This window comes from Shewanella goraebulensis (genome assembly GCF_030252245.1).
GTDB lineage: Bacteria > Pseudomonadota > Gammaproteobacteria > Enterobacterales > Shewanellaceae > Shewanella > Shewanella goraebulensis.
The window spans coordinates 3,176,368-3,202,000 of the sequence record NZ_CP126972.1 but is presented as its reverse complement, the minus strand read 5'-3'; the positions used below and the strand labels follow the sequence as shown (position 1 = coordinate 3,202,000).

Sequence of the window (25,633 nt, the reverse complement as noted above, 5' to 3'; positions counted from 1 at the left end):
TGATGACGCAACAAAAGCAAACACTTGAAGTGAACGGTAAGAGTTTCACCCTAGATGCAGACCCTAATATGCCTATCTTATGGGCACTGCGGGATATCTTAGGGTTAACTGGCACCAAGTACGGCTGCGGCGCTGGCCTTTGTGGAGCCTGCACTGTGCATATCGATGGTTCACCTGTACGTGGTTGTTTAACCAGCATTAAGCAGGCCGCAGGTAAATCTGTAACGACCATTGAAGGGCTTGAAGCTGAAAAATTAAAAGCAGCTTGGGAGAAACACAACGTCCCGCAATGTGGTTACTGCCAAGCTGGGCAACTTATGTCAGCGGCAGCGTTACTTAACACCACAGCCAAACCTTCTGAAGCGCAAATCGATGATGCGATGTCAGGCAATATTTGTCGCTGCGGCACTTACCCCCGTATTAAAGCTGCGATCAATACCGCAGCAGACAATCGTAAAGCGGAGGCATAACCATGACCACATTTACCGCAGTTGAAAATATTAGCCGTCGTAATGTGCTTAAACTATTTGGCGCAGTGGGCGGCGGATTAGCACTAGGAGCCTCAGGTTTAGCGTGGAGTCCTATGGCAATCGGTCAAGAGGCAAGCGCTCAAGGCAAGCAAGCACAGCTGAATATCTTTATCGCCATTGGCGAAGATAATAAGGTGTATTTAACCTGTCACCGCTCAGAAATGGGTCAGGGGATCAGAACAGGTGTGCCACAAGTTTTAGCCGATGAATTAGAAGCCGATTGGGATCAAATTGTTGTCGTACAAGGCCTAGCAGATGAGCAGTATGGCAGTCAAAACACCGATGGCAGCCGCAGTATTCGTAAGCATTATCAAAAAATGCGTCAAATGGGCGCAACAGCAAGAAGCATGTTAGAGCAAGCCGCCGCTAATCAGTGGCAAGTCTCACCATCAGATGTGTATGCAAAGGCAGGTGAAATCCATCACAAAACCAATGGTAAAAGCCTGTCATTTGGTGAGCTAGCGATTGCAGCGTCTGCTCTGCCAACACCCGCACTTGATAGTGTGGTACTAAAACCAGCATCTAAATTTACTCACATTGGTAAGTCGCCCACCATTGTGGATATGGACGATATGCTTAACGGCAAAGCTGAATATGGTTTTGATGTCAAAGTAGCAGGAATGGTGCACGCCTCAATTACTCGCCCGCCAGTGTTTGGTAGTGATGTGGCTACCTTAGATGATAGCGCCGCTCGTCAAGTCGCAGGGGTGTTAGATGTCATACAAATCCCGATATCAAAAGGTGCGCCGTTATTTCAGCCGCTTGGCGGAGTTGCCGTTATTGCAACCAATAGTTGGAGTGCGCTGCAAGGGCGTAAAGCGTTAAAAATCACTTGGACAGACTCTGCTAACAGCCAATATGACTCGGATGCCGATTTAATTGAGCTTGTAAAACGCGTCGGGGAGTCTGGCACGGTTATTCGTCAATTGGGCGATTCTGTTACTGATTGGAGTAACGATAATAGTTTGTCAGCTGTTTACACCGTACCGTACTTAACCCATGCCATGATGGAGCCGCCAGCGGCTGCGGCATCAGTGACTAAAGATAGTTGCGAAATTTGGGCATCAACCCAAACGCCGCAAAGTACTCAAAAGAATGTCGCTGGCGTTTTAGGCTTAAAAGACGAGCAAGTTAAAGTGAATGTCACCTTGTTAGGTGGCGGCTTTGGGCGTAAATCGAAACCTGACTTTAGCGCTGAAGCTGCATGGTTATCACAAAAAATAGCTAAACCCGTCAAACTGCTATGGAGCCGTGAAGATGAAATTCAAAACGGGTATTACCATGCTATTAGTGCACAGCATTATCAAGCTAAGTTAGATGGCAATAACGCCCCAACGGCATTACTTGCCCGAACAGGTTTCCCGTCGATTAGCTCAACTTTTGCCGAAGGCGTCGATATGCCATCAGCAGGGGAATTAGACCTTGGTTTTTCGGATATGCCGTTTAACCTAAGCCAAATTCAGCTGGAGTCAGTCAAAGCAACGGCGCATTCTCGTATCGGTTGGATGCGTTCAGTGTGTAATATTCAGCATGGTTTTGGTGTCGGCAGCTTTGTCGATGAACTTGCTGTCAATGCAGGCAAACCCTGTATTAGCATGTGGCGTGAGCTATTGGGCAAACCGCGACATGAAAAGCTTGAAAACCAAGTGGTTAAATACGGTAACTATGGCGAGACTCTAGAAGACTTCCCCATTGATATTGGCCGCTATTTAGGTGTGATTGATGCCGTTGAAAAGGCCATGGCTAATCAGCCTAAAATCAAAGCCAATCAAGGCTGGGGTTTTGCCGTGCATCGCAGCTTCGTCAGCTATGTTGCTGTCGCCACATTAGTTGAAATGGATGGTGACAAGCTAAAGGTTCTGAAGAGTATCGCGGCGATTGATGCAGGCACAGTTGTCAACCCTGACCGCGTGCACTCACAAACTGAAGGCGCCATCATATTTGGTTTAAGCCTCGCGATGATGGGCGAAATTAGTTACAAAGACGGTAAAGTCGAGCAATCAAATTTCCATAACTATCCGCTGCTACGCATCGGCCAGTCACCAGAAATTGAAACCATTATTGTTGAGTCAGATGCCAAACCTGCAGGCGTCGGTGAACCGGGCGTGCCGCCAGTGGCCCCTAGTTTAACCAATGCCATATTTGCAGCCTCTGGTAAACGTTATCGCGATTTACCGCTGAGTAAAGTGCTGAAGATGTAGCATTAAATCCTTGAGTGATAACTATGCCCAAGCTTTATGTTCAACCTGTAGCAATAATAATTTGGCCATTGCTGCTGGGTAACTATTTGCTATATCGTATAAAAACATAACTAGGCATTTATGAAAGGGACGCAAAACGCTTGGCTTGGGCTCCTTCGTCGCTAATTTTAGCCAAGCATTTATGCGCCCCATATTGCGACGTTAGAGAGCTGTAGGAATATCGAATTATGTATCTAGGCAAGTGTTTATGCGGCGAAGTGCAAATAAAAATAAATGGTGAAATCAGTGACATTATTCACTGTCATTGTTCTTTGTGCAGAAAAAATAGCGGTACAGCTTTTGCCACAAATGGTTTCATAAGCTCTGTAGATTTAGAGATTACATCAGGCAAAAATAGCTTAAGCAAATTTTCATTTAAGCCAGGTAAAAATAGGTATTTCTGCACTAATTGTGGTTCTCCAGTTTATAGTTCAAATGAACAAGATCCTACACGTTATAGATTAAGGCTGGGTATTCTTGATTCAGATATAGAAGAACGCCCAATCTCTCATAATTTTGTTTCGTCAAAAGCAAATTGGGAAGAATTAGATGTTAAGCTTCCAAGATATGACTCGTTCGAGCCTAGCCGTAAATAGCTCTCTAACAAGTTGTTAAACTAGGACAAAAAACAGTTGGCTTTTGTCACTTCGTTCCTCATTTTAGCCAACTATATTTTGCCTGTTAACAGGGTGTTATCTTTCTCGACAACATTAGAGTCAAGCATCATGAAAAAAATAATAATTACCTATCTTCTTTGTTTTGTATGTACCACTTCACTCGCTGCATCTAAGTCAAATTTAATGAGCAATGAGGCCATTGGTAGGTTGCCATCAACAAGCTTTCCCGAAAGTGGCGCTGAGTATTGGGCTCAGAGAAATCAGGCAATCCACTTAGCTAGAAAAAGCGAGTGGGACAAAGCTATCCCATTACTTAAAAGCCTTACTCAAGAATACCAAGATGATGGTGATACTTGGTTTATGCTGGGGCATGGTTATCTGCAAACCGATCGATGCGAGCAAGCCATACCTGCGCTAAAACAAACATTGGAACTCGGTACAATCATGACAGGGCTCAAGTCGGCAGGCTCGCCGTCTAACGACATAATGATTAAAATTGCTCAGTGTTATTCAGCTTTGGGGAATAAATCACAAGCTCTTGATTGGATAAAGACAGCCCTTGAATTTAGGTGGGATGACAGAAAGTCACTTATTGGTAGTCCCAAGTTTCAAAAACTCGTTGATAATGAAAGCTATCAGCGGCTTTCGGGGGAGTACCTTGAATCAGGGTTATCAAGAAACGATGCCTGGTTGGTAGATTTACAATTTTTACTTGATGAGATTAAACGTCTTCATGTTGATACTTATCATCACGTTTCTGAAGGTGAGCTTGAACTTCAAGCAAAAGCAATAGCACAGAATATTCCGAACCTAAGCGATCAGCAAATCGTTTTCCAGTTTATGGAACTTGTCGCTAGTGTTGGTAATGGACATAACTTTATTGTTCCTACTCACTCCAAAAAAGGCTCATTTACTCGCTTACCTGTCCAGTTTTATAAATTTAGTGATGGTCTTTATATTGTTAAAACAAATGCAGATTATCAGCATTTACTTGGGCGGAAAGTGATATCAATTGCAGATACGCCTATTGAAAAAGCAATGGAAAAGATAGCTAGTGTAAATGCCAGGGATAATGAGATGCAACAATATTGGCTAGGGCCATATTATTTGGCTTTACCTGAGGTACTAGAGGGGCTTGGCATCGTAAAAAGTGCAGAGGAAGTTCTCTTAACTTTAGCTGATAAAAATGGCAAAAATGAACGAGTCAAATTATCGGGAGAGTCGTTCAATTTTAGAGGTTTTCCTACATTACCTAAGTTAGAAGGCGCAAATGTTCCGGATTATTTACAACAAAAGAATGAAAATTACTGGTATCAGGAAAACAAAAAAGATAATTACCTTTTCGTGCAGCTAAATGCTATTGCTCAGAATAAGTCCAAGTCTATTGCACTATTTAGCAAAGAGATCCGCCAAGTCTTATCAAAAAGTAAGATAAAAAATCTGGTACTGGATTTACGCCACAATAGTGGTGGCAATGGCTCAATTTTACCACCGCTAACTAGGGCGTTGATTCACTTTGTTGAACAGAGCGAAGAAAATAAGCTATTTGTTATCGTTGGCAGAAATACCTTTTCAGCGGCACATTTATTACTTGCTGATATTAATCGCTTAACAGACGCCATCATCGTAGGCGAGCCCAGTGGCAGTAGGCCTAATCATCTTGGTGAGGCGGGCTGGTTTAAGCTTCCCTATAGTGGTGTATGGGGGATAATTTCTTCTCAATATCATCAAGCTTCAAAGGCTGAAGATCATCGTATCTGGATCGCACCTCATATTCCTGTAAATCTGTCGTCGGACAGCTACTTTAAAGGTAAAGACCCTGCGATGAAGCAAATACTCGACGTAATCGAAAGGTAACAAGCCAATCAAGCGGGACTATGCTCTTCCCCCAGTTTAGTAGACACCTCCTCATCACTTTGAGGAGGCTAAAATGCCTAGATATACCCAACCAAGAAAGACATGGTTTTATCCTGTAAAATTCAAAATCAAAGCAGTCCAGCTAAGCTTAAGAGATGATGTCATGTCTAAGGATGTTGCTCTAGCTCTTGATATTCACCCGTTAATGCTGAGTCGTTGGCGAAAAGAATACAAAGAAGGTAAGTTTTCTAAAGCCCCTCGCTATCCAAGCAACAATGAAATTATGAGTAAGCTACCCACTAAAAATGAACTGAAGGCTCTCCAGAAACTAAAGAAAGAAAATCAGCGGCTTAAGCAGGAGAACGACTTGCTAAAAAAGTGGCAACGGTATCTGGCGGAAGTACATCAGAACGATTTGGATTCATCCAAAAGTTCGGACAAACACTAGGCGTCAAATACCTATGCTCTTGGCTAAAAGTATCACGTAGTGGTTACTATGCTTGGTGTCATCGTCTTGTGTCCTTACGAGCCGTTTCTGATGCAAATTTGCTGATTAAAATAGAACAAGTGTTTAATGCTAATCACCAAACATATGGCAGCCCCCGCGTCTTTCACGCTCTTAAAAAAGAAGGAGTCATTACCAGTGAAAAGCGAGTTGCTAGGTTGATGCGAGAGCATGGTTTAAGGGCTCGGTCTTTAAAGACATACAGTAAACCAGCGAAAGTAAAGTTCTTCTATAAAGCGATTGAAAATAAGCGTAAAGGTTTGGCCAAAGCGACAGGTATGAATCAACAATGGTCAGGAGATATTACGTATTTAAAAGTAGGGGCTAAGTGGCATTATTTAGCCGTTGTCATCGACTTGTATTCCCGCCGAGTCATAGGCTGGGCATTTGGAAAGAACAAAACAACAGAGTTGACTTTAAAGGCCTTAAAGCTCGCAATAAGAAAGCGTAAACCCAGCGAGACTGTTCTGTTTCACACCGATAGAGGGGCAGAATACAGAGCTCATGTGGTTCAACAGTATTTAGCGTGTCACAACATTAAAGCCAGCATGAACAGGCCTGGTTGTTGTACAGATAATGCAGAGGTCGAGTCTTTTTTTCATTCATTGAAAGCGGATGTAATCAGAGGAAACACATTTGAAACGAGCACTAAATTACATTCTAAGCTCAAAGGTTATTTAAACTATTTCTACAATAGACAGCGCCTGCATTCGAGCTTAGGATATAAAACACCTGTTGAATTTGAGCAGAAATTATTTTGAAAATGGACGGTGTCTATTTTATCGGGTGAAGATCACAAAAAACAGTTAGCTTTTGTTCGTGCCTCACTATTTTAGCTAACTACTTTTAGCCTCTTAATGAGGCGTTGAGGCTGTAGAATTTCTCTCCAAATGACGTTTTCAACGTCTTTTACAAATAAACTTATTTGGTTGTTTTTTAACCTTGCGGCGTATCGATGTCTGTGATCTAATAGATATTATTCACCTACAGTAAATTGTTATGGCCAACTACAAGCCTGACTTATCCTGCCAAAGTAAATTCATTCCCATCAATTTTTCAGAGCAAATTCTGCCTGGTACGTTTGAGTATGCGCTTTGTTATATTATCGAAAATAAACTTGATTTATCGACATTTGATACCTGGTATAACAATGATAAAACGGGGGCCGCGGCGTATTCTCCCGCTGTGATGTTGAAGGTTATTTTACTCGGTTACGCTCATGGTTTAATCAGTAGCCGACGCATTGCCAAAGCTTGCGAAAACAATATTTTGTTCATGAGTGTGTCCGGTGACGTTCAGCCACATTACACTTCTATAGCGGGGTTTGTGGCTAAAATGCATGAGCAAATAGAACCCCTTTTTACCCAAGTGCTGATGATATGTGACGAAGAAGGATTAATCGGTCGTAATATGTTCGCTATTGATGGTTGTAAGATGAAGTCAAATGCGAGTAAAGAATGGAGCGGCACATTCGATGAACTTGGTCGTAAAAGAGTTAAGCTACAGCGTGCAAGTCAGCGTATTATTGAGCGTCATCAAGCGCAAGATGGGGTAAGTGAAGAGCTCGCCACACAAGATTTAAAGCAAAAAGAAAAGCTGGATAAAAGTGCGGATAAAATTACGACATTCCTTGCGACACACAAAGAGAAGTTAGGCAGTCAAGGCAAGCCTGTAAAAAGTAATATCACCGATCCTGACAGCGCCAAGATGACGACATCTAAAGGCACCATACAAGGTTATAACGGGATTGCGATAAATGATGATAAACATCAAATCATCCTACAAGCAAAAGCGTGGGGCTCGGTCGGTGAACAACAAACGCTCAAGCCTGCTGTCACGCAATTAAAACAACAGCTCGATAAACTCCATGTCGATAAGCCCTCAAACGAACACACCATTAAATTCACCGCAGACAGCGGGTTCAATAGTGAAGCTAATTTGGCATTTATGGCGCAAAGTGGCTTTGATGTTTACATTGCCGATAACCAATTTAGAAAACGAAACCCGCTGTTTAAAGACAGTGAAACTTACGAAACAGAACAAGAAAAACGCAGATTTAAACGACGTCAGGGCAAGCCGCGCTTATTTACCTCTAGTGACTTTCATTATGATGAAATCACTCAGACCTGCCGCTGTCCTGCGGGCAATGACATGTGGCGAAGTGGTATCAATGTTAAAAGTTATAACCAAGAGTACACCCGATTCTGTGGTTACTTAAAAGACTGTAAAAACTGCCCGCTACAACAGCAATGCATGCGAAAACCGCCGATAAAAACGGGTCGGCAAGTACAGTTTAAGAATGATGAATCACGCAAAAAGCTCAGTTACATTGATAAGATGAAAGTGAATATAGACAGCCCGATGGGACGACGACAATACAGCAAACGGCTCGGTTGTATTGAGCCCGTATTTGGCAATATTACGGTCAATAAAGGCATGAACAAACTGACCTTACGATGCCAAGAAAAAGTAAACGCCCAATGGCAACTGTATTGTCTTGTTCATAATATCGAGAAACTGCAACATAGTATGCATTAAGAGGGGAAGCCCTTTTTACCTTTAAAAGTGACGTCTAAAGCTTCACTTAAACCGCAATTATCCCCACTTAAAATCAATGCTTGAAATCATAATGAAACCTAGGCTAAACGCTTGAATCAAAATAGGAACTCATATACTGTTTATTGATTGAACAATTAATTTTAAACGAGTAATTCTACAAGCTCGTTAGGTTTCTTCAAGGAGCACAGTAGAGATGGAGTTTTTCTTTAATACGCTTTTTCTTTTTTTTAAATCAGGAAAAAGAATGCCGCGGCTTTTTATGTTTATGTATGGCGTAAATGCAATCACGTTTGTGCCTCTTCTATTGTTTGGCTTTTGGCCGTGGCCGAGTGCAACGTATAAAATCAATGGTGAGGTATTAAGTTATAGTGAGTTTTGGTTGTCAGGTGCTGGTCCACTGTTTTTAGTATTTATAAGCTGTATGGCGTATTTGAGCTTTGCTACGGCCAAAGGTTTACCATGGTCGCGTTGGGGGAATTTACTTTATTGGTCAGCAATATTTTTGTTATTTGGTTATGGTAGCGTTGTTGGGTTAATCATTTCATTTACTCTTGCTGCTGCGTTATGGTTATACATATTCAGGAGCACTAAAGTAGTTGCTTATTACAGCTCGTTCGGTCTAAGCGAAACCTAACAAGAAAATAAAGCAGGAAAATTTATAGTTGGCTGTTTTCACTGCGTTTAACAATTTTAGCCAACTAATAAATTTCCCCTTATTGGGGCATTATACGTTTCGAGGTAGAGTGTGCATCCCGATTTTGAGTTTCAAATATATCCAAAGCATTTATTGAAAGGTAAAAGTATTACTGCTGAGAACGCGGATGTAATTTGTAAAACAGGGTTGCCTGGTTTTGTTTCTCCTCGTTTATATTTTGGTGACTTTGAAGATGAACAATTTCTACCATTGTTATCAAATTGGTCTTGGGCAAGTGATTGGAAAGGTAATATAAAGTTTGCTATAGAAAACTTCCCCGATTGTACTGTTATAGGTTCAGGGCAAAACTCTGATCCTATAGTGCTAAAACCAAATGACAGTAGTATTTATCAAGTAAGTTCTGATGGTGCTACATTAATATTTGTTAATGCTAATTTAGCTAAATTGTTTTTAACGCTGGATGCGTTTTTAGATATGGTAGATCAAGCTTTATTAAAAGAAGAAAATGCACTTATAGAGCACAGAGTTAATCCGTTATTAGTTTCATTATTTAAAACAAAATTAACAAAAATTGATCCTTTCGCTCTAGGTGATAATGCTCTTTGGGGTAAACTTGCAGACAACTTTAGTCTGCATCAAAAAAACGTATAACAAGTTACTCAAACGTACGCTAAAAAGTTGGCAGCGCTCGTTCCTCGCAATTTTAGCCAACTATTTATGCGTCGCTTATGCGGGCGTTAGCTATATTCAAATAGGAGATATCTTGAGGTTTGCAATATTATCATTACTATTCGTTAGTAGCATTTCCTATTCTGGTTCGTTCATTCTACTACTCGATACATTTGTAGTTGATTCAAAAGAAATTATCGTAGCAGAAAAGCCAACATTCGTAGTTAAGACAATTCGAAGAGGTACTGACGATGGTAATTTATATTCGACATCAGATGCGGGTATTCTCACTTTAGAATTACAAAATACGCCGGCGAAAAAGCAAGGTTATAAATTTGAAGTCAGTGAAGGAAACTTTGAAGATAGTTTATTTACTGGTGAAGCTGTAACACCTTCTAAATACGTAGAAAATGGAAAGGAGTTTTCATTTATTTGGTTCGATGGAAGTAGCTATGAACAAGAGGCTTTTAACATTAAAGTTAAAATTATTGGTGTTTCAGCTTCAGGAGCTGAAAGCGAACCTCAGTTTTTAACCATTAAGCATGACGGTATTAAAAAGCCATGGTGGCGTATTTGGTAAATAAAACTAACAAGAGATTATGGCGTAAATAGCTACTTTATTCAGTTTTTCTAGCAGCAACTAAACGTTGGTAGCCTCAGCCCTTGAATGAAAGCTTCGTTTGCCTTTGAGGCACCGCTTTTATTATTCATTTTGGCACAGCACCAACTACTAACCAATTAAAAAAACATTCGATTTTGAATAGTTTCAATATTAGCCCACAGTTAAAAGTTTACTTCGTTAACTCAGAAACACCGCTATAGCTCCGCTCAGCATTGAGCAAAATATCCTGATATTTGTTGGTTTGTTTTAACTGCGAAATAGCTTCATTGACTAGGATGGCGGTATGGGGATCATGGCAAGCAATATAGCGAGGCGCTTGGTCGAATAATTTGAACTTGGTGACCTCAAAAGGTGATTTAATTCGGTCGTCGATTTGATTGCGATAATAGTCGAAAATCCGTTGTTCAAGAATGATAGCTTGAATACGCTCACTGAATAGCATCAAGATTTGGTTTTTTTGACTGGCAATTTCATGATAACTCTTATGTGTTTTCGATAACTCTGAAAACTCTGCACCTAAGTATTGATTTGCATTTTGAAACCCAACCAAAGAATAGTTTTTAAGATCTTGAATTGTATTTATTTTTAGTTTGTTTTTGGTCAGAAAAAATACACTATTTTGATACTCTAATAAGCTTTGGGTTAAAAATAAACCGTCGCTATTTGAAGGGGAATTGATAATACAGTCGATTTTTTTGGTTTTGACTAATCGCAAAGCTCTGAGGTTGGTCGCAAAGGTAATTTCTCCAAGTTGCAAACTACTTGCAGTTAAAGCTGCATCTAATAATTCATATTGCAGTCCGCTTTTCTTATCAACAAAAAAGTAGGGTTCAATGCTATTACTGGTGGTAAAGTGAATGGTTTTATCTTCAGAAGCGAGAGTGGGCTGACTCATAAATATAAGCGTCACATAGATAAAAAAGCTAACAAATCCATGCCTATTTTTTGGGGCTTTGGGGTATTTAATATGCTTCAACTTATAAAGTCCTTTTATAGTTTTGGCTCCATTCACAGTTAAACTCGCTACATAACCACTTCCTAATATAAAACATAATAGCATAAATACTATTTGCATAGGTTTAGCTAATTAACCTTACAAGAAAGGGAAGAGCGTGAAAATATACACTGAGAGGTATTCTGCCTCGCCTCAAAACAAAAGCCTAACGCATTAACGTTAGGCTTTTGTGATTTGCTGTTCATATCGAGCAGTTACTCTTAACTAATCACTCTTTACTAGTCTGAAAAGGTGCTCCAAATCGGCGCATGATCTGATGGCTTTTCAATGCCACGTAAATCGTAATCAACATCAGATTCAGTTAAGCGTGGTAATAACGACTGAGTCACCATGACCACATCAATACGCAGGCCGCGGTTATCGACAAAGCCTTTACTGCGGTAATCAAACCACGAGTAACGTTCAGTGCGCTCTGGGTGTAACTCACGGAAGCTGTCAACTAAGCCCCAATCTTTAAGGCGCTGCAGCCATTCACGTTCTTCTGGTTGGAAACTACATTTACCGGTTTTAAGCCAGCGTTTAGCGTTAACGTCACCAATACCGATATCTAAATCCACTGGTGAGATGTTGATATCACCAATAATGGCAATGTCTTCATCTGGGGTGTGGTTATCAGCTAAATGCTGCATCAAGTCTTGGTAGAACTTACGCTTAGCTGGGTATTTGGTTTCGTGACTGATGTTTTCGCCTTGTGGGAAATAGCCATTCATTACGGTAATAATGCGGCCGTTAGCCTGTTTGAATTTACCCATGATCATTCGGCGCTGGGCATCTTCTGCATCATCTTTAAACCCTTTAATGACTTCAATCGGTTCAGCTTTTGACAACATTGCCACGCCGTAATGGGCTTTGCCGCCGTGATAATGTACGTGATAACCCATGGCTTCAACGTCAGCGACAGGGAAAGCTTCATCGTGGACTTTGGTTTCTTGCAAACCGATAACGTCAGGCTGGTGGCTGTCGATAAGCGCTTGCAATTGATGTAAGCGGGCGCGAATACCATTGATGTTAAATGAGACAATTTTCATTAGACAAGTACTCGCTTAAATGGCTTAACAATGACGCTCGCGTATACGCCAGCATCGATGTATGGGTCTTGGTCTGCCCATGCTTGTGCGGCAACTAATGACTCAAACTCTGCAACCACTAATGAACCTGTAAAACCGGCTTCTGCTGGGTTTTCACTGTCGATAGCAGGGTGCGGGCCTGCGACTAATAAGCGACCTTCAGCGGCTAATGCTTCTAAGCGTGCAAGGTGAGCTGGGCGGGCACTCATGCGTTTTTCTAAACTGTTTTCAACATCTTGTGACGAAATCATGTACCACATAGATAGGTTCCTTGAATTATTTTATTTGTTCCGATTCATCATGTTCCATATGTTTGTATAGGTACATAACGGTAATAACAGTATTGACTAGGGTAAGGGCGGTTAAACCGAATACTTTAAAGTTAACCCAAGTTTCTAGCGGCAAGCTAAAGGCAACATAGATGTTAGCAATACCACAGGCAACAAAGAAGCTGACCCAGTACCAAGTGACGTGTGCCCAGATATTGTCGGGGCATTTCATTTCTTTGCCGAGCATGCTTTTAAGGATAGGTTTATTGATTAACTGGCTCACCATTAATGCGATGGCGAAGAAGGCATAAACAATAGTGACCTTCCATTTGATGAAGGCGTCATCGTGGAATATCAAGGTTAAGGTACCGAAAAATGTCACCATCGCAAAGGTGATTAAATGCATTTTTTCGACTTGTTTATATAGGATATAAGTGACAATAAGCTGCACTGCGGTAGCTGCGATAAGCGCGCCTGTTGCAGTGTAAATGTCATAAAATTTATAGATGGCAAAAAAGATTACCAACGGAAGAAAATCAAGCAATTGTTTCATATGATGCGATAGCCTAAATAGATAAGTCAGTTTATTGATTAATAGCCGTCATCGATTTTTTGTAAGCTTGAGTTGGGTATTAATCATTATGGTAATAGTAGGCTCAGAGTCTAGCATGGCGGCAGGGTTGATATGAAGGGTAACGAGGGTGAGATTGGCTGATTTATGCTGTTTAAGGGTTAATAAAACTTCATAATTGATAAAACAAAAATGCCACTCGAAGGAGTGGCATTTTAAGTCTTAAATCAAGCTTAATATCTGTAACATTAAGCCATAAATTTATGACTCATGTCTGTTATTTAAAGTCTGTTATTTAAGACCGTTTATTTGTGTGTCGCCGCTTTCATATTACGAGTAAATTCAGCTAGCTCGCTTAATAAGGCTTTTTCATCGTCTTTATTACGTTCGATGATTTTGACCACTGCGGAGCCTGAAATGGCGCCTGCGGCACCCGCTTTAATGGCTTCGCTCACTTGTTTAGGCTCGGCAATACCGAAACCTAATAATGGCGGTGGTGCATTAAACTCTGCAAGTTTAGCAAGGACTTCACCAATAGGTGCGCCTGCTTTTGACTCTGTGCCTGTCACCCCAGCACGAGATAGCAAGTAGGTATAACCTTGACCGTTTTTACTGACCATTTTTATGGTGTCGGTATCCGCATTTGGCGGCGCGATAAAAATAGGAGCAACGCCATGCTTATGAGCCGCTTCACTGAATGGTGCCGACTCTTCTACTGGTACATCAGCAATCAATACTGAATCTACGCCAGCTTGCTTAGCTTTAGCGTAAAAAGCATCAATGCCATTGGCGAATACGAGGTTAGCGTATAACAGTAATCCAATTGGCATGTCAGGGTATAACTCACGGACCTGTGTCAGCAGTGAGAAACAATCTGCAACGTTAGTACCTGAATCTAATGCGCGTAAGTTAGCGCCTTGAATCACCGGCCCATCAGCTAATGGATCTGAAAATGGAAAGCCTAGCTCTAATGCATCAGCGCCATTATCCACTAAGGTTTTGATGATCTTAAGTGACACCCCAACGCTTGGGTCGCCAAGGGTCACGAACGGCACAAACGCACCTTGCTGTTTTTGCGCTAATTGGTCAAAAGCTGCTTGATAACGATTAGTCATGATAAGTCCTTACTTCGCAGCTTCAGCAGAAGCTTTTTGTTCTAAAATGTCAGAGACGGTGAAGATATCTTTATCACCACGGCCCGATAAGTTAACCACTAAAATAGTTTCTTTAGTGGCTTCTTTAGCCATACGGACTGCATAAGCAATGGCATGGGCTGATTCAAGCGCTGGGATAATCCCTTCTGTGCGCGCAAGCAGCTGGAAACACTCTAGTGCTTCATCATCGGTAGCAGACTCGTAACGGGCGCGTCCTGTCGCATTAAGATGCGCATGTTGTGGCCCAACTGATGGGAAATCAAGACCGGCTGAAACAGAATATGACTCTTCAATTTGGCCATCGCTGTCTTGCATTAATGGCGCTTTCATACCAAAGAATATGCCCGTTTTACCGTGCTTAAGCGGTGCGCCGTGCATTGGCGTATCAATGCCTTTACCAGCAGGTTCAACACCGATAAGTTCAACGTCTTTTTCTTCGATGAAGTCAGCGAACATACCAATAGCATTTGAACCACCGCCAACACATGCGATAACCGCATCTGGCAAGCGACCTTCTTTTTCAAGAATTTGTTTTTTAGTTTCTTCACCAATCATACGTTGGAATTCACGCACGATTGTCGGAAATGGATGTGGTCCCGCTGCGGTGCCGAGCAGGTAATGCGCTTTGTCATAACTTGCTGACCAGTCACGCATGGCTTCGTTACAGGCATCTTTTAAGGTGGCTGAACCTGATGTAACAGGAATTACTTCAGCGCCCATCAGTTTCATTCTAAATACGTTTGGTGATTGACGTTCAACGTCTTTCGCGCCCATGTAAACCTTACATTTAAGGTCTAATAGTGCACAGGCTAACGCCGTAGCTACGCCATGTTGGCCTGCACCTGTTTCAGCAATGATTTCTTTTTTACCCATACGTTTTGCCAATAGCGCCTGACCCAGTACTTGGTTAGTTTTGTGCGCACCGCCATGGAGTAAATCTTCACGTTTTAGATAGATTTTGACCATAGGGTTAGGGCTTAAGTTACGGGTTAAGGTTAATGCGGTAGGGCGACCGGCATAGTTTTTCAGTAACTCAGTAAATTCTTTTTGAAACTCTTCATCTTCTTGAGCTTCTACAAAAGCGGTTTCTAATTGCTTTAGCGCTGGAACAAGAATTTGCGGTACGTACATGCCGCCATATTCGCCAAAATAAGGGTCAAGCTTGAGCTTTGTCATTGGGTCTTCCTTATCAAAATTGTCTGAAATACCCATGTAGGCTATTTCGTAATGCTGTATAAAATTCGGGTCTAATTCTTTCTGATTGCCGTGAATGCTTGGGCAAGCTTGTGTGCATCTTTAATGCCGGGCTGTGATTCAACGCCTGAGTTGAGATCTAAACCGTAAAAACCTTGCTGGTTGGCTTCGAATGCATTTTCAGGTGTTAGCCCACCTGCAAGCATGCTGTTTTCTCGTTCTGTGTTAGTTATCGCAGAATTTTCGAGTAACGCTTGCCAGTTGAAGGTTTCGCCCGTGCCGCCAAAGCCTGTGTTAGTTTTACTGTCAAATAAGAATCGGTCTGCACCTTCTGGTTTGTCACCTAACGTTTGGCTCTCGCTGTCTACGCTGACGGCTTTCCAGATTTGGCAATCAAGTTTAGCATCGGCAAGCAAGAGTTTAAGCTCAGTGACATCGTCACTGGTTTCGCTGCCATGCAATTGCACTACTGACAAACCGACTGCTTTTACGGTTGCAACAATGTCTTCATTGGCTTTGTTGACGAATACGCCGACAAAGTTCAAAGCAATGTTATTTCGTTCGCTTTGATTGACTAATGAAGCCGCTTGTTCAACAGTGACACTTCGTGATGATTTTGGGTGGAAGATTAATCCTCCAAAAACTGCGCCAGCTTCAGCTACTGCTTTAATATCTTCAAGGCGAGTTAACCCGCAGACTTTGTTATTGCCAAAAATCAGTTGACGACAAGCAAGGTCGATATCGTCTTGCGCCATGATAGAGCTGCCCACAAGGTAACCATCTACTAACGGATTTAAGCGCTTAACCTGCTGATTATTATAAATGCCTGACTCACTGATAATGACTCTGTCAGTTGGAATTTGCGGCGCTAAAGCTTCAGTGGTGGCTAAATCGGTACTTAAGTCACGTAAGTTGCGGTTGTTAATACCCACAATACGCGCATTAAGATCAATGGCGCGTTCCAGTTCTTCTTGGTTACTGACTTCGGTTAGCGCATCTAAATTGTATTTGGCCGCTTCTTCAGCCAATAACTTGTATTGCGCATCATCAAGTACTGACAGCATTAATAGTACCGCGTCAGCACCTTGATGGGCTGCCAGTTTGATTTGATATGTATCGACAAAGAAGTCTTTACATAAAATAGGTTGGCTGACACGAGCGCGTACTAGTGGAATGTAATCAATATCGCCTTGGAAGAATTGCTCGTCAGTTAATACCGAGATGCCTGCAGCGTATTTACCATAAATATCGGCAATTGCTTCAACGTCAAATACTGGACGAATAAGCCCTTTAGATGGGCTGGCTTTTTTACATTCAAAAATATAACCCGCATTTGGCGCTTTAAGGGCATCAAATAAACTGCGGTCTGATATTTTGGGTTGTAAGCTTGATTCTGGATAACGCAGCTTTAACGAGGCTATATGCGCTACTTTGGTATCAACAATTTTAGTTAATACGTTTGATTCTTTAGCCGTTTTATTAGCAACGTTAGGCATTACTGTAGACATTACTATGCTTCCTCTTGCTGGCTTGCTTCAGCCAGTTGAGTTAATACCGAAAAGGCTTTGCCGCTATTGATTGTTTCAAGGGCAAGTTGAGTACCTTGCTGTACAGTGTCACAAACCCCGCTGACATATAGTGCACAACCCGCATTAATCGCAACCGCGTCACGATGGGCAGGTTTACCTTCGCCTTTTAAAATAGCTTGAGTAATAAGGGCGTTATCACTTGGCTCACCGCCTTCAAGGGCTGAAATTTCAGCAGGCTCAACGCCTAACTCTTGTGGCGTTAGCTTATAAAAACGAATGTTGCCGTCGTTAAGCTCTGCAACTTGGGTTTCGCCATGTAGGGCGACCTCATCGAGTCCGCTGCCGTATACGACCATGGCACGTTTAACACCTAAAGCGTTTAATACGTTAACGATTGGCGCAATTAATTTAGGTGAATATACGCCAAGTAACATGGCTTCAGGTTTAGCGGGATTAATCAGCGGGCCTAATATGTTAAAGATAGTACGGGTTTTAAGTGCTTGTCTTACAGGCACTGCGTGGCGCACACCTGCATGATAATGTGGCGCGAATAAAAAGCATAAACCGAAGTCTTCAATACACTGACTAGCTACTTCTGGCGCCATGGTTAAACCAATACCGCAGTGTGATAACACATCTGATGCACCTGATTTACTCGATACGCCGCGGTTGCCGTGTTTGGCCACTTTTGCGCCAGCAGCTGCTGCAACAAATGATGCTGTGGTAGAGATATTAATGGTGTTATGACCATCACCGCCTGTACCTACAATATCTACCACACCTGTTGCTAATGATTTAGGGCTGCGTGGAAATGGTTTAGCGGCTTTACGAAGTGCATCTGCTGCTCCTGTGATTTCTTCAATGGTTTCGCCGCGCATTTTTAGTGCCACTAACATGCCAGCCATGGCAATAGGGTCCATTTCACCTTCAACGATTGCGGTAAATAATTCAGCACTTTGGCTGCGGGTTAATGCATTGCCTTGATAAAGTGAGTCTAATAGTGGTTGAAGCTGAGACATTATAAGGCTCCCTTTTGGTTAGTGGATTGGCTGCTTTCATTAGCGTGCGTGAGGTAAGTCAAGGTTTGGGTTAATAGCGTGCTACCTAAAGTGGTTAAAATAGACTCTGGATGAAATTGGAATCCAACCGCTTTATCTTGTGGATGAATCACCGCCATTGGCATGTCTTCGGTTGTGGCAATCACGTCTAAACAATCAGGCACTAAGGTAGCCACTAAGCTGTGATAGCGCGCTACTGGTAGTGGAGAAGGTAGGTTTGCAAACACACCTTCGCCGTTGTGCGTAGTTGGGCTAGCTTTACCGTGAACCACAAAGGGAGCACGTTCAACTTTACCACCGTAATACTCAACCATGGCTTGATGGCCTAAACAAATACCCAGCATGGGCACTTTGCCCGCGACTTTGCCGATAAGCTCCATCATGCAACCAGCTTCATGTGGTGCGCCTGGTCCTGGAGACAACACTAAGGCTGCTTGTCCTGATTCTGCGATAAGTTTTTCAGCTAAGTAATCAGCGCTAACATTATTACGGTAAATCAGCACTTCGAAGCCTAAACTGCGAAATTGATCCACTAAGTTGTAGGTGAATGAGTCAAAGTTATCTAATAAATACAGTTTCATGTTATTGGTGCTCTGAGAAGTCGTCATTATAATCCACCTCCCATTTTGATGGCAGAAATCACCGCTTGGGCTTTTTGACGGGTTTCGTCGGCTTCAGCTTGTGGGTCTGAATCAAATACCACTCCAGCGCCTGCTTGAATAAAGGCCACATCATTTTTAACAAAGGCTGAGCGAATCACGATACAGGTATCCATGTCGCCTAGACCATTTACGTAACCGACTGCGCCGCCATAACTGCCACGGCGAGCTTGCTCGGCTTCTCGAACCAACTGTGACGCACGCACTTTTGGCGCGCCGACTAAAGTGCCCATGTTCATGCAAGCTTGATAAGCATGCAGGGCATCTAAGTCTTCACGTAATTGACCAGTAACACGGCTAACGAGATGCATCACGTGTGAGTAGCGGTCAACTTTGAGCAATTCTGCCACTTTACGGCTGCCGCTTTGGCTAATACGGGCAATATCGTTACGGGCTAAATCAACCAACATTAAGTGTTCAGACAACTCTTTTTTATCAAGTCGAAGCTCAAGCTCAATACGGCTATCTAAGTCAAAATCAATGCTGCCTTCGGCAGTTTTACCGCGCTGACGTGTACCTGCAATTGGGTATACTTCAACTTGGTTGCTTGCTGCATCATATTTGAGTGCGCTTTCAGGAGAGGCGCCAAATAAAGTGAAGTCAGGGCCGCGAAAGTAAAACATGTACGGGCTTGGATTAGTTAGGCGCAGCGCTCGATAAGCCCCTAAGGTATTCGGGCACGGCAGGCTAAAGCTTCTTGAAGGTACAACTTGGAAAATATCACCTGCAACAATGTGTTCTTTTAAATCAATCACTGTTTGCTTAAAGGTTTCGTCACTGATGTTAACGTGCGTGTCAGCATCGACCGTCACTAAAGGTTGAACTGGCGTCAATGTTTGGCATTGCTGATTAACATCAATAGCACGCTTTGCAAGTGTCTCAGTTAGCTGTGCGTCAGTTGAAAACTGGTGGGTGATGATTTCAGCGTGTTGTTGCTGGTGGTCAACTAAGATAAGTGTTTCGGCGAGGTAGAATAAGTAATCAGGACAATCGTTATCAGCATTAGGCACTTCTGGTAGCGGCTCTACAGTATCGATTAAGTCATACGCCAGTACACCACCTAAAAACAAATCTTCAAAGGCATCTTTTTGATCAGTTTGAATGTGTTGAACGAACATTCTTAAACCATCAAGAGGAGACGTGGATTTTAAACGCGCATCTTCATCTTGTAACTGCTTGGCTTTAGCAAGGTTAATGACTAATACCTTGTCTTGCTGTTGCTGCTCACTTGTTTTGAAGAAGTCACTGATAGGTGCAAGTAAACTAGCACCGTTATCGGTGAGGGCGCTGAATGTCAGTTTGTAACCGTCACAGCGAACCATCATGGCGGCGTGGGTTAACACAATGCTTTTTAAGTGATCTTTGCTTTCAATCTCAGCGGATTCTAGCAACATAGTATGTGGCGCATTGGCGGTCACATGCTGATAAAGGCTTAATGGATCAGCGTGATACGCTAACGGTTGCTTTTGGGTCACTACATGGGCGAACTGATGTTCCATAATACTTATTGCGCCTCTCTAATATGTTGATTCTTCATACTCGATACTCTTATTGGTGCCAGTGCCGTGCTCGGTTTGCGTTAGTTTTATCGGAGAGTGCAAGCCGTAAATAGCAAGAAAGCCCACATCTCTGCGGGCTTTCTAGTAAAATCTTGTTGTTATTTAAATAACTACAACGCTTCACACCACCCGTTAATTTGGGAAGTGCCACCACCAATTGATGTTAAGTGCGTTAAAGTTAGTCATTTAAATCGAATCTCTTGAGTTTAGGTTGTATATCTAAAAAAGTTAGCAAAATGCGTTTGGCTAACGTATGCCTTATAGAAGACCTTAGCTGAGGTTTAAAGTCAATTGAATATTTCTCAAATTTGGTATTTTTTTGCTCATCAAGGTGAAAGCGCCATCAATTTGCTGAATATGTAGCAAATAATCACGTCAGGGTTAAGCTTTTCAACAAAGATTAAAGTACAATAACGTTATGATAACAGACTCTCTCTTGGCCGATCTTCACAGCCATACGACCGCATCTGACGGCGTACTTACTCCTTCTGAACTTGTTGAACGCGCCATTGAAAAGGGCGTTGAAATGCTAGCTATTACTGATCACGATACCGTGGCAGGTCTTGCAGAAGCACATCAATTTAATCAACAACATGAAAAGCCGCTTAAATTAATCGACGGTGTTGAAATTTCAACTCGTTGGCAAAATTTTGATATCCATATTGTTGGTTTGAACATGGATAAACAAGCGCCAGAGTTACTTGATTTTTTAAGTCGTCAACGTGAGTTACGTGAAGAACGCGCTCAAGAAATTGGAGTACGTCTTGCAAAAGCAGGTATTGAAGGCGCTTATGAAGGCGCAAAAAAATACGCCGATGGCGCGGCAATCAGCCGAGGGCATTATGCGCGTTGGTTAGCTGAAAACGGTTATGCTAAGGATATGCCGAGTGTCTTCAAGCGTTACTTAGCTCGTGGGAAAACAGGTTATGTGCCCAATAATTGGAGTGACATGGCTACAGCTATCGACATTATTCATCAAACTGGCGGCGTGGCTGTTTTAGCGCACCCAAGCGGTTATAAATTGTCGGCTAAATGGTTAAAGCGTTTGGTGCGAGAATACAAAGAAGCGGGCGGTGATGCGATGGAAGTCGTGCTAGGCCAACAAAGTATTGATGATCGCGCTAACTTAGTCGCTTTAAGCCATATGAATAACTTAAAGGGTTCCATTGGCAGTGATTTTCATTTCCCGAGTAATTGGATTGAGTTAGGCAAAAATTTATTCCAACCTGCTGGTGTACAGTGGGTTTGGCAATCAGAATCTTGGACGGAGCGAACATGAGCCAATTCTTTTATATACATGACGAAAACCCGCAAGCAAGATTAATTAGCCAAGCGGTAAACATTTTAAAGCAGGGTGGGGTGATTGTTTATCCTACTGACTCAGGTTATGCATTAGGTTGTATGATTGGCGAAAAAGATGCCATGACCCGTATGGTGCGTATTCGTAAAATCGAAAATGATAATAACTTTTCACTGATGTGCCGTGACTTGTCTGAGCTGGCGAACTTTGCCCGCGTTGATAATCAAGCCTTCCGTTTACTGAAAAGCTGCACCCCTGGCCCTTACACTTTTATTTTTAAAGCCAGCAAAGAAGTGCCACGTAGATTACAGTGCGATAAGAAGAAAACCATTGGTATTCGCGTGCCTGATAACTTGATTGCGTTAGCGCTGTTAGAAGCCTTAGAAGCGCCGATTATGTCGACCAGTTTAGTGATGCCAGATGAAGAGTTTGCTGAGTCTGATCCTGAGCATATTCGAGATATTTTAGAGCACAGTGTTGATGCTATTATTCATGGTGGTTACCTAGCTGAAAACCAAACCACAGTGATTGATATGTCCGATGGCGACATGGTTATTGTGCGTGAAGGCGCAGGTGATATCAGCCCGTTTGAATAAGTTTTTTGAGCAAATTAAAGGGCAGTTTGGGGCGCAGTATAACTTTTGGCCTGCAAGTTTGTGGGATAGTTGTTTCAACCCTAAGCAATAGTGCGTATAATCGCGCGTTCGGTAATTTCTAGCTATAGTTTTGACGTATTAGCCAAAGTGTAAGGCAAATCAGTTTACCATTTGTTATGTGTTGCTACTTGTTTTAACCAACTGATATTAAGTCATTAAATTAAGGAATAAACCAATGCAGGGTATCCAAAAAAGTTTACCCCTAGCGATTGTTCGCGGTGAAGCCGTTGATGCAATGCCGACCGATTTGTTTATTCCGCCAGAAGCGCTTGAAGTGTTTTTAGAGACATTTGAAGGGCCGTTAGATTTATTATTATATTTAATTCGCAAGCAAAAACTGGATGTTGTTGACTTGCCAATTGAAAAAATTACCACTCAGTATTTAGTCTATATTGATATTTTAACTGAAGCGCGAATTGAGCTTGCTGCTGATTATTTAGTCATGGCAGCGACACTTGCAGAAATTAAATCTCGACTGTTGTTACCTAAAATAGTGACTGCAGATGAAGAGGAAGAAGATCCTCGCGTGGTGTTAATTCGCCAGTTAAAAGCCTATGAAGTGATAAAGCAGGCTGCAGCCGATTTAGATGGGCTGCCACGATTGGAGCGCGATGTATATTTAGCACAAGCTAAAGCCGCACCAAACATTAAGCCGGTTATCATGCCTCCTGAAGTATCATTAGTTGATATTGCTCAGGCGTTTTCTGAGGTATTAAAACGAATTGATGCGAACGAACATCATCATGTGAAGCGTGAGTTGTTATCAACCCGCGAGCGGATGAGTCAGATTTTAGCAAAACTGTCGACTGAGCATTTTATCCCTTTTACTGATTTATTTGATGTTAGTGAGGGCAAAGCGGGTGTGGTAGTGAGCTTTTTAGCCTTGATGGAATTAGTGAAAGAGCTATTAGTTGATTTGGTTCAAAATGAGCCGTTAGCACCGATTTACGTGAAAGCGTTTTAATCGATACGGCACAAGATATGAGAAAGGACATCATGCAAATAAACGACATTCAATTAAAACAATTAATCGAAGCCAGTTTATTTGTAATGGGAAAACCACTCAGTATCAAAATGATTAAAGACACTGTTTTAGTGAAGTTTGATGTGTCTCGAGCAAGGATTAAAGCTTGCTTAGATGAGTTACAACAAGATTATCAAGAGCGTGGGGTACAACTGGTTGAAGTGGCTAGTGGTTATCGCTTTCAAACCCAAGAGTTGTTAAGTGAATTTTTACAACCTTTGTGGCAAGAAAAATCCCCTAAATATTCACGGGCGACGTTAGAAACCTTAGCGGTGATTGCTTATCAGCAACCAGTAACGCGCGGTGATATTGAACATGTAAGAGGTGTGGCCGTCAGCAGCCACATAATAAAGAGTTTAGCTGATAGACATTGGGTAAAAACCGTCGGTCATAAAGAAGTGCCAGGGCGACCAGCACTCTATGCTACGACCACAGAGTTTTTATCCTATTTTGGCTTGAAAACCTTAGCGGATTTGCCTTCGCTTAGTGATGAAGAGTCATTGCAGGTGCTATTTGAGAAAGTATCATTGGCACCACAACAAACAGAAGAGTCGAACTAGATGAGCGAAAAATTGCAGAAAGTCTTGGCCCGTGCAGGCCATGGCTCCCGTCGTGAGATGGAGGCATGGATTGCTGCAGGCCGTATTAGTGTAGACGGAGAAATTGCCAGTTTAGGTGATCGCGTTGAAGCGGATGCCAAAATACGCATCGATGGCCGTGCCATCGTTATCAAAACTGAAGAAGACATCATTTGTCGCGTATTGGCTTACCATAAGCCAGAAGGTGAAATTTGTAGTCGTAAAGATCCAGAAGGCAGAACCACTGTGTTCGAACGTTTACCAAAAATACGTGATTCACGTTGGGTAGCGGTTGGACGTTTGGATATCAATACTTCGGGTCTATTATTATTCACATCAGACGGTGAGCTTGCTAACCGTTTAATGCACCCTTCAAATGAAGTCGACCGCGAATATGCGGTACGTACTTTCGGTGAAGTGCCAGAGTCCGCTGTTCAGCGTTTGCGTAAAGGCGTAACCCTTGAAGATGGCCCTGCAAGTTTTGATACTATCAAACCTGCTGGTGGTGAAGGTTTAAATAAGTGGTGGCATGTCACGCTTAAAGAAGGACGTAACCGTGAGGTTCGTCGCTTATGGGAATCACAAGAAGTACAAGTAAGCCGTCTTATTCGTGTTCGCTACGGTATGGTTGAATTACCTAAAGCATTACCGCGTGGTGGCTGGACTGAGCTTGATATGGAACAAGTTAACTACTTGCGTCAGTTAGCCGGTTTAGAGCCAGAAACACGTACATTACTTGGCACCGATAAGCACAGTGTTGCTCGCGCACAAGTTAAAGGCGCTAAAATTCGCCGTGCTGTACGTAAGCATAAAACAGCTGTTGCGCGTCCAAAGTCGACACGTCAACGAGGTTAAACTGCTATAGCCGTGTGCAATGAATTGTGTTTACCGATTAAGGTCGCCATTGGCGGCCTTTTTTATTGCTTATCTTTTTTGCTAGCGGTTTATTGTTTGCAGCTTAAAGCGCGCCGTTTATTGATATATCGTTTGGCTCCAGCGTTAAAATTTTGCTTTTGTTAAAGGCTCAGATAGAGCTGACCAGTCTTAATCAAGCATTCTCAATGATGGATATGCTCAAATGGTCATAAATATAATCAAGGGCTTCCTTGAAACTGTGAATATCGCTAACTATATTTAATTTGATGATTTTTTAGCCAGTTACATACACTTACTGTTAAGGGAGTATTAAATGAAAAAGTTAATCGTCATGGTAGTAGCTTGTCTTTTATATGGCTGTGCATCGGCGCCGACATGGAAGGGGATGTCTGAAAGGGAAATAGCAGACTGGAAAGCAATAGGGTTTGATGCTGCAAAAGCACAAACATGGAGTAAGAGTGGTTTTAATGCTGAACAATCTCAGCAATGGAGTAAAGCAAGTTTTAGTGTGGATTCTGCATCGGCTTGGTCAAAAGAGAAGTTTAACCCAGAAGAAGCAGAGACTTGGAAACAAGCTGGCTTTGAATTAGATGATGCTGTCGATGATAGGGCAAAAGGTTTAACCCCGGTTAAAATGGATAAATAGTGCTTATTTTAAGCGTTAAAGCCTAGATTGCTGCTCAAATAGCCAAATAGATAATTTATTTCAATTTGTACTTTACACCAGCGAGTGAGATCGCTATTATCTCGCTCGTTCGGAGAGATGGCAGAGTGGTCGAATGCACCGGTCTTGAAAACCGGCATGGGTTTGTAGCCCATCTAGGGTTCAAATCCCTATCTCTCCGCCATATTTAGAAAAGCCCGCTAATT

25 protein-coding genes and 1 tRNA gene are annotated in these 25,633 nt (G+C 42.3%); 16 read left to right on the top strand and 10 right to left on the bottom strand.

The window, feature by feature from the left end; translation table 11 throughout:
• Window positions 1–2: 2 nt before the first annotated feature.
• The 9 genes from QPX86_RS13490 (at window position 3) to QPX86_RS13450 (ending at window position 10,212) form a co-directional block, all read left to right on the top strand.
• Window positions 3–470, top strand: coding sequence for a (2Fe-2S)-binding protein (locus tag QPX86_RS13490; protein WP_220754961.1), 468 nt, complete (start codon window positions 3–5; stop codon window positions 468–470).
• A gap of 2 nt (window positions 471–472) precedes the next feature.
• The gene (locus tag QPX86_RS13485; protein WP_285162994.1) at window positions 473–2,731 is read left to right on the top strand and encodes a xanthine dehydrogenase family protein molybdopterin-binding subunit; all 2,259 of its coding nucleotides are present in this window, start codon (window positions 473–475) and stop codon (window positions 2,729–2,731) included.
• A 227-nt stretch (window positions 2,732–2,958) separates the two neighbouring features.
• Window positions 2,959–3,366: a GFA family protein gene (locus QPX86_RS13480; protein ID WP_220754963.1), complete on the top strand. Its 408-nt coding sequence runs from the start codon at window positions 2,959–2,961 to the stop codon at window positions 3,364–3,366.
• 129 nt (window positions 3,367–3,495) lie between these two features.
• A complete protein-coding gene (locus QPX86_RS13475; RefSeq protein ID WP_285162993.1) occupies window positions 3,496–5,244 on the top strand; it encodes a hypothetical protein in 1,749 nt (582 codons plus the stop codon).
• Between the two features lie 73 nt (window positions 5,245–5,317).
• Window positions 5,318–6,510 (top strand): IS3 family transposase gene (locus tag QPX86_RS13470; protein ID WP_285162992.1). Its coding sequence is split into 2 segments (ribosomal slippage): window positions 5,318–5,623 and window positions 5,626–6,510, totalling 1,191 coding nucleotides; the frame shifts between segments, so codons are not numbered across the junction.
• 238 nt (window positions 6,511–6,748) lie between these two features.
• The gene (locus QPX86_RS13465; RefSeq protein ID WP_285162991.1) at window positions 6,749–8,287 is read left to right on the top strand and encodes a transposase; all 1,539 of its coding nucleotides are present in this window, start codon (window positions 6,749–6,751) and stop codon (window positions 8,285–8,287) included.
• A 214-nt stretch (window positions 8,288–8,501) separates the two neighbouring features.
• Window positions 8,502–8,942 (top strand): hypothetical protein, encoded by a 441-nt coding sequence (locus QPX86_RS13460; RefSeq protein ID WP_285162990.1) that lies wholly within the window; start codon window positions 8,502–8,504, stop codon window positions 8,940–8,942.
• 111 nt (window positions 8,943–9,053) lie between these two features.
• Window positions 9,054–9,614 (top strand): SUKH-4 family immunity protein, encoded by a 561-nt coding sequence (locus QPX86_RS13455; protein ID WP_285162989.1) that lies wholly within the window; start codon window positions 9,054–9,056, stop codon window positions 9,612–9,614.
• Between the two features lie 112 nt (window positions 9,615–9,726).
• Window positions 9,727–10,212 (top strand): hypothetical protein, encoded by a 486-nt coding sequence (locus QPX86_RS13450; RefSeq protein WP_285162988.1) that lies wholly within the window; start codon window positions 9,727–9,729, stop codon window positions 10,210–10,212.
• A gap of 211 nt (window positions 10,213–10,423) precedes the next feature.
• Here QPX86_RS13450 and QPX86_RS13445 read toward each other — a convergent pair whose 3' ends face one another.
• The 10 genes from QPX86_RS13445 to QPX86_RS13400 form a co-directional block, all read right to left on the bottom strand.
• The gene (locus QPX86_RS13445; protein WP_285162987.1) at window positions 10,424–11,329 is read right to left on the bottom strand and encodes a substrate-binding periplasmic protein; all 906 of its coding nucleotides are present in this window, start codon (window positions 11,327–11,329) and stop codon (window positions 10,424–10,426) included.
• 158 nt (window positions 11,330–11,487) lie between these two features.
• Window positions 11,488–12,297, bottom strand: coding sequence for an exodeoxyribonuclease III (gene xthA, locus QPX86_RS13440; RefSeq protein ID WP_285162986.1), 810 nt, complete (start codon window positions 12,295–12,297; stop codon window positions 11,488–11,490).
• Complete coding sequence (locus QPX86_RS13435) at window positions 12,297–12,596, bottom strand: YciI family protein (protein ID WP_220754922.1); 300 nt, start codon at window positions 12,594–12,596, stop codon at window positions 12,297–12,299. Before QPX86_RS13435 ends, xthA begins: the two co-directional genes overlap by 1 nt.
• 16 nt (window positions 12,597–12,612) lie before the next feature.
• Window positions 12,613–13,158, bottom strand: a complete 546-nt coding sequence (locus tag QPX86_RS13430; protein WP_220754921.1) for a septation protein A — start codon at window positions 13,156–13,158, stop codon at window positions 12,613–12,615.
• 323 nt (window positions 13,159–13,481) lie between these two features.
• Window positions 13,482–14,291, bottom strand: a complete 810-nt coding sequence (trpA, locus tag QPX86_RS13425) for a tryptophan synthase subunit alpha (RefSeq protein ID WP_220754920.1) — start codon at window positions 14,289–14,291, stop codon at window positions 13,482–13,484.
• A gap of 9 nt (window positions 14,292–14,300) precedes the next feature.
• Window positions 14,301–15,506, bottom strand: a complete 1,206-nt coding sequence (trpB, locus tag QPX86_RS13420) for a tryptophan synthase subunit beta (protein WP_285162985.1) — start codon at window positions 15,504–15,506, stop codon at window positions 14,301–14,303.
• Between the two features lie 71 nt (window positions 15,507–15,577).
• Window positions 15,578–17,032 (bottom strand): bifunctional indole-3-glycerol-phosphate synthase TrpC/phosphoribosylanthranilate isomerase TrpF, encoded by a 1,455-nt coding sequence (gene trpCF, locus QPX86_RS13415; protein ID WP_285162984.1) that lies wholly within the window; start codon window positions 17,030–17,032, stop codon window positions 15,578–15,580.
• A gap of 2 nt (window positions 17,033–17,034) precedes the next feature.
• Window positions 17,035–18,072: an anthranilate phosphoribosyltransferase gene (trpD, locus tag QPX86_RS13410; RefSeq protein WP_220754917.1), complete on the bottom strand. Its 1,038-nt coding sequence runs from the start codon at window positions 18,070–18,072 to the stop codon at window positions 17,035–17,037.
• The gene (locus QPX86_RS13405) at window positions 18,072–18,692 is read right to left on the bottom strand and encodes an aminodeoxychorismate/anthranilate synthase component II (RefSeq protein ID WP_285165170.1); all 621 of its coding nucleotides are present in this window, start codon (window positions 18,690–18,692) and stop codon (window positions 18,072–18,074) included. The genes trpD and QPX86_RS13405 overlap by 1 nt, the downstream gene beginning before the upstream one ends.
• A 26-nt stretch (window positions 18,693–18,718) precedes the next feature.
• Window positions 18,719–20,269 carry an anthranilate synthase component 1 gene (locus tag QPX86_RS13400; RefSeq protein ID WP_285162983.1) on the bottom strand — a complete coding sequence of 517 codons (1,551 nt, stop codon included), beginning with the start codon at window positions 20,267–20,269 and terminating at the stop codon, window positions 18,719–18,721.
• A gap of 478 nt (window positions 20,270–20,747) precedes the next feature.
• On the opposite strand from QPX86_RS13400, the gene rnm reads away from it, so the two are divergent.
• The 7 genes from rnm (at window position 20,748) to QPX86_RS13365 (ending at window position 25,611) form a co-directional block, all read left to right on the top strand.
• Window positions 20,748–21,608, top strand: a complete 861-nt coding sequence (rnm, locus tag QPX86_RS13395) for an RNase RNM (protein ID WP_220754915.1) — start codon at window positions 20,748–20,750, stop codon at window positions 21,606–21,608.
• Complete coding sequence (locus QPX86_RS13390) at window positions 21,605–22,225, top strand: L-threonylcarbamoyladenylate synthase (RefSeq protein WP_220754914.1); 621 nt, start codon at window positions 21,605–21,607, stop codon at window positions 22,223–22,225. Before rnm ends, QPX86_RS13390 begins: the two co-directional genes overlap by 4 nt.
• A 235-nt stretch (window positions 22,226–22,460) precedes the next feature.
• Entirely contained in the window at window positions 22,461–23,249 is a 789-nt protein-coding gene (locus QPX86_RS13385) for a segregation and condensation protein A (RefSeq protein ID WP_220754913.1), read from the top strand.
• A 32-nt stretch (window positions 23,250–23,281) separates the two neighbouring features.
• Window positions 23,282–23,869 (top strand): SMC-Scp complex subunit ScpB, encoded by a 588-nt coding sequence (scpB, locus tag QPX86_RS13380; protein WP_220754926.1) that lies wholly within the window; start codon window positions 23,282–23,284, stop codon window positions 23,867–23,869.
• Entirely contained in the window at window positions 23,870–24,742 is an 873-nt protein-coding gene (gene rluB, locus QPX86_RS13375) for a 23S rRNA pseudouridine(2605) synthase RluB (protein ID WP_285162982.1), read from the top strand.
• Between the two features lie 334 nt (window positions 24,743–25,076).
• The gene (locus QPX86_RS13370) at window positions 25,077–25,409 is read left to right on the top strand and encodes a hypothetical protein (protein ID WP_220754911.1); all 333 of its coding nucleotides are present in this window, start codon (window positions 25,077–25,079) and stop codon (window positions 25,407–25,409) included.
• A 111-nt stretch (window positions 25,410–25,520) separates the two neighbouring features.
• Window positions 25,521–25,611, top strand: a tRNA-Ser gene (locus QPX86_RS13365).
• Window positions 25,612–25,633: the final 22 nt, after the last annotated feature.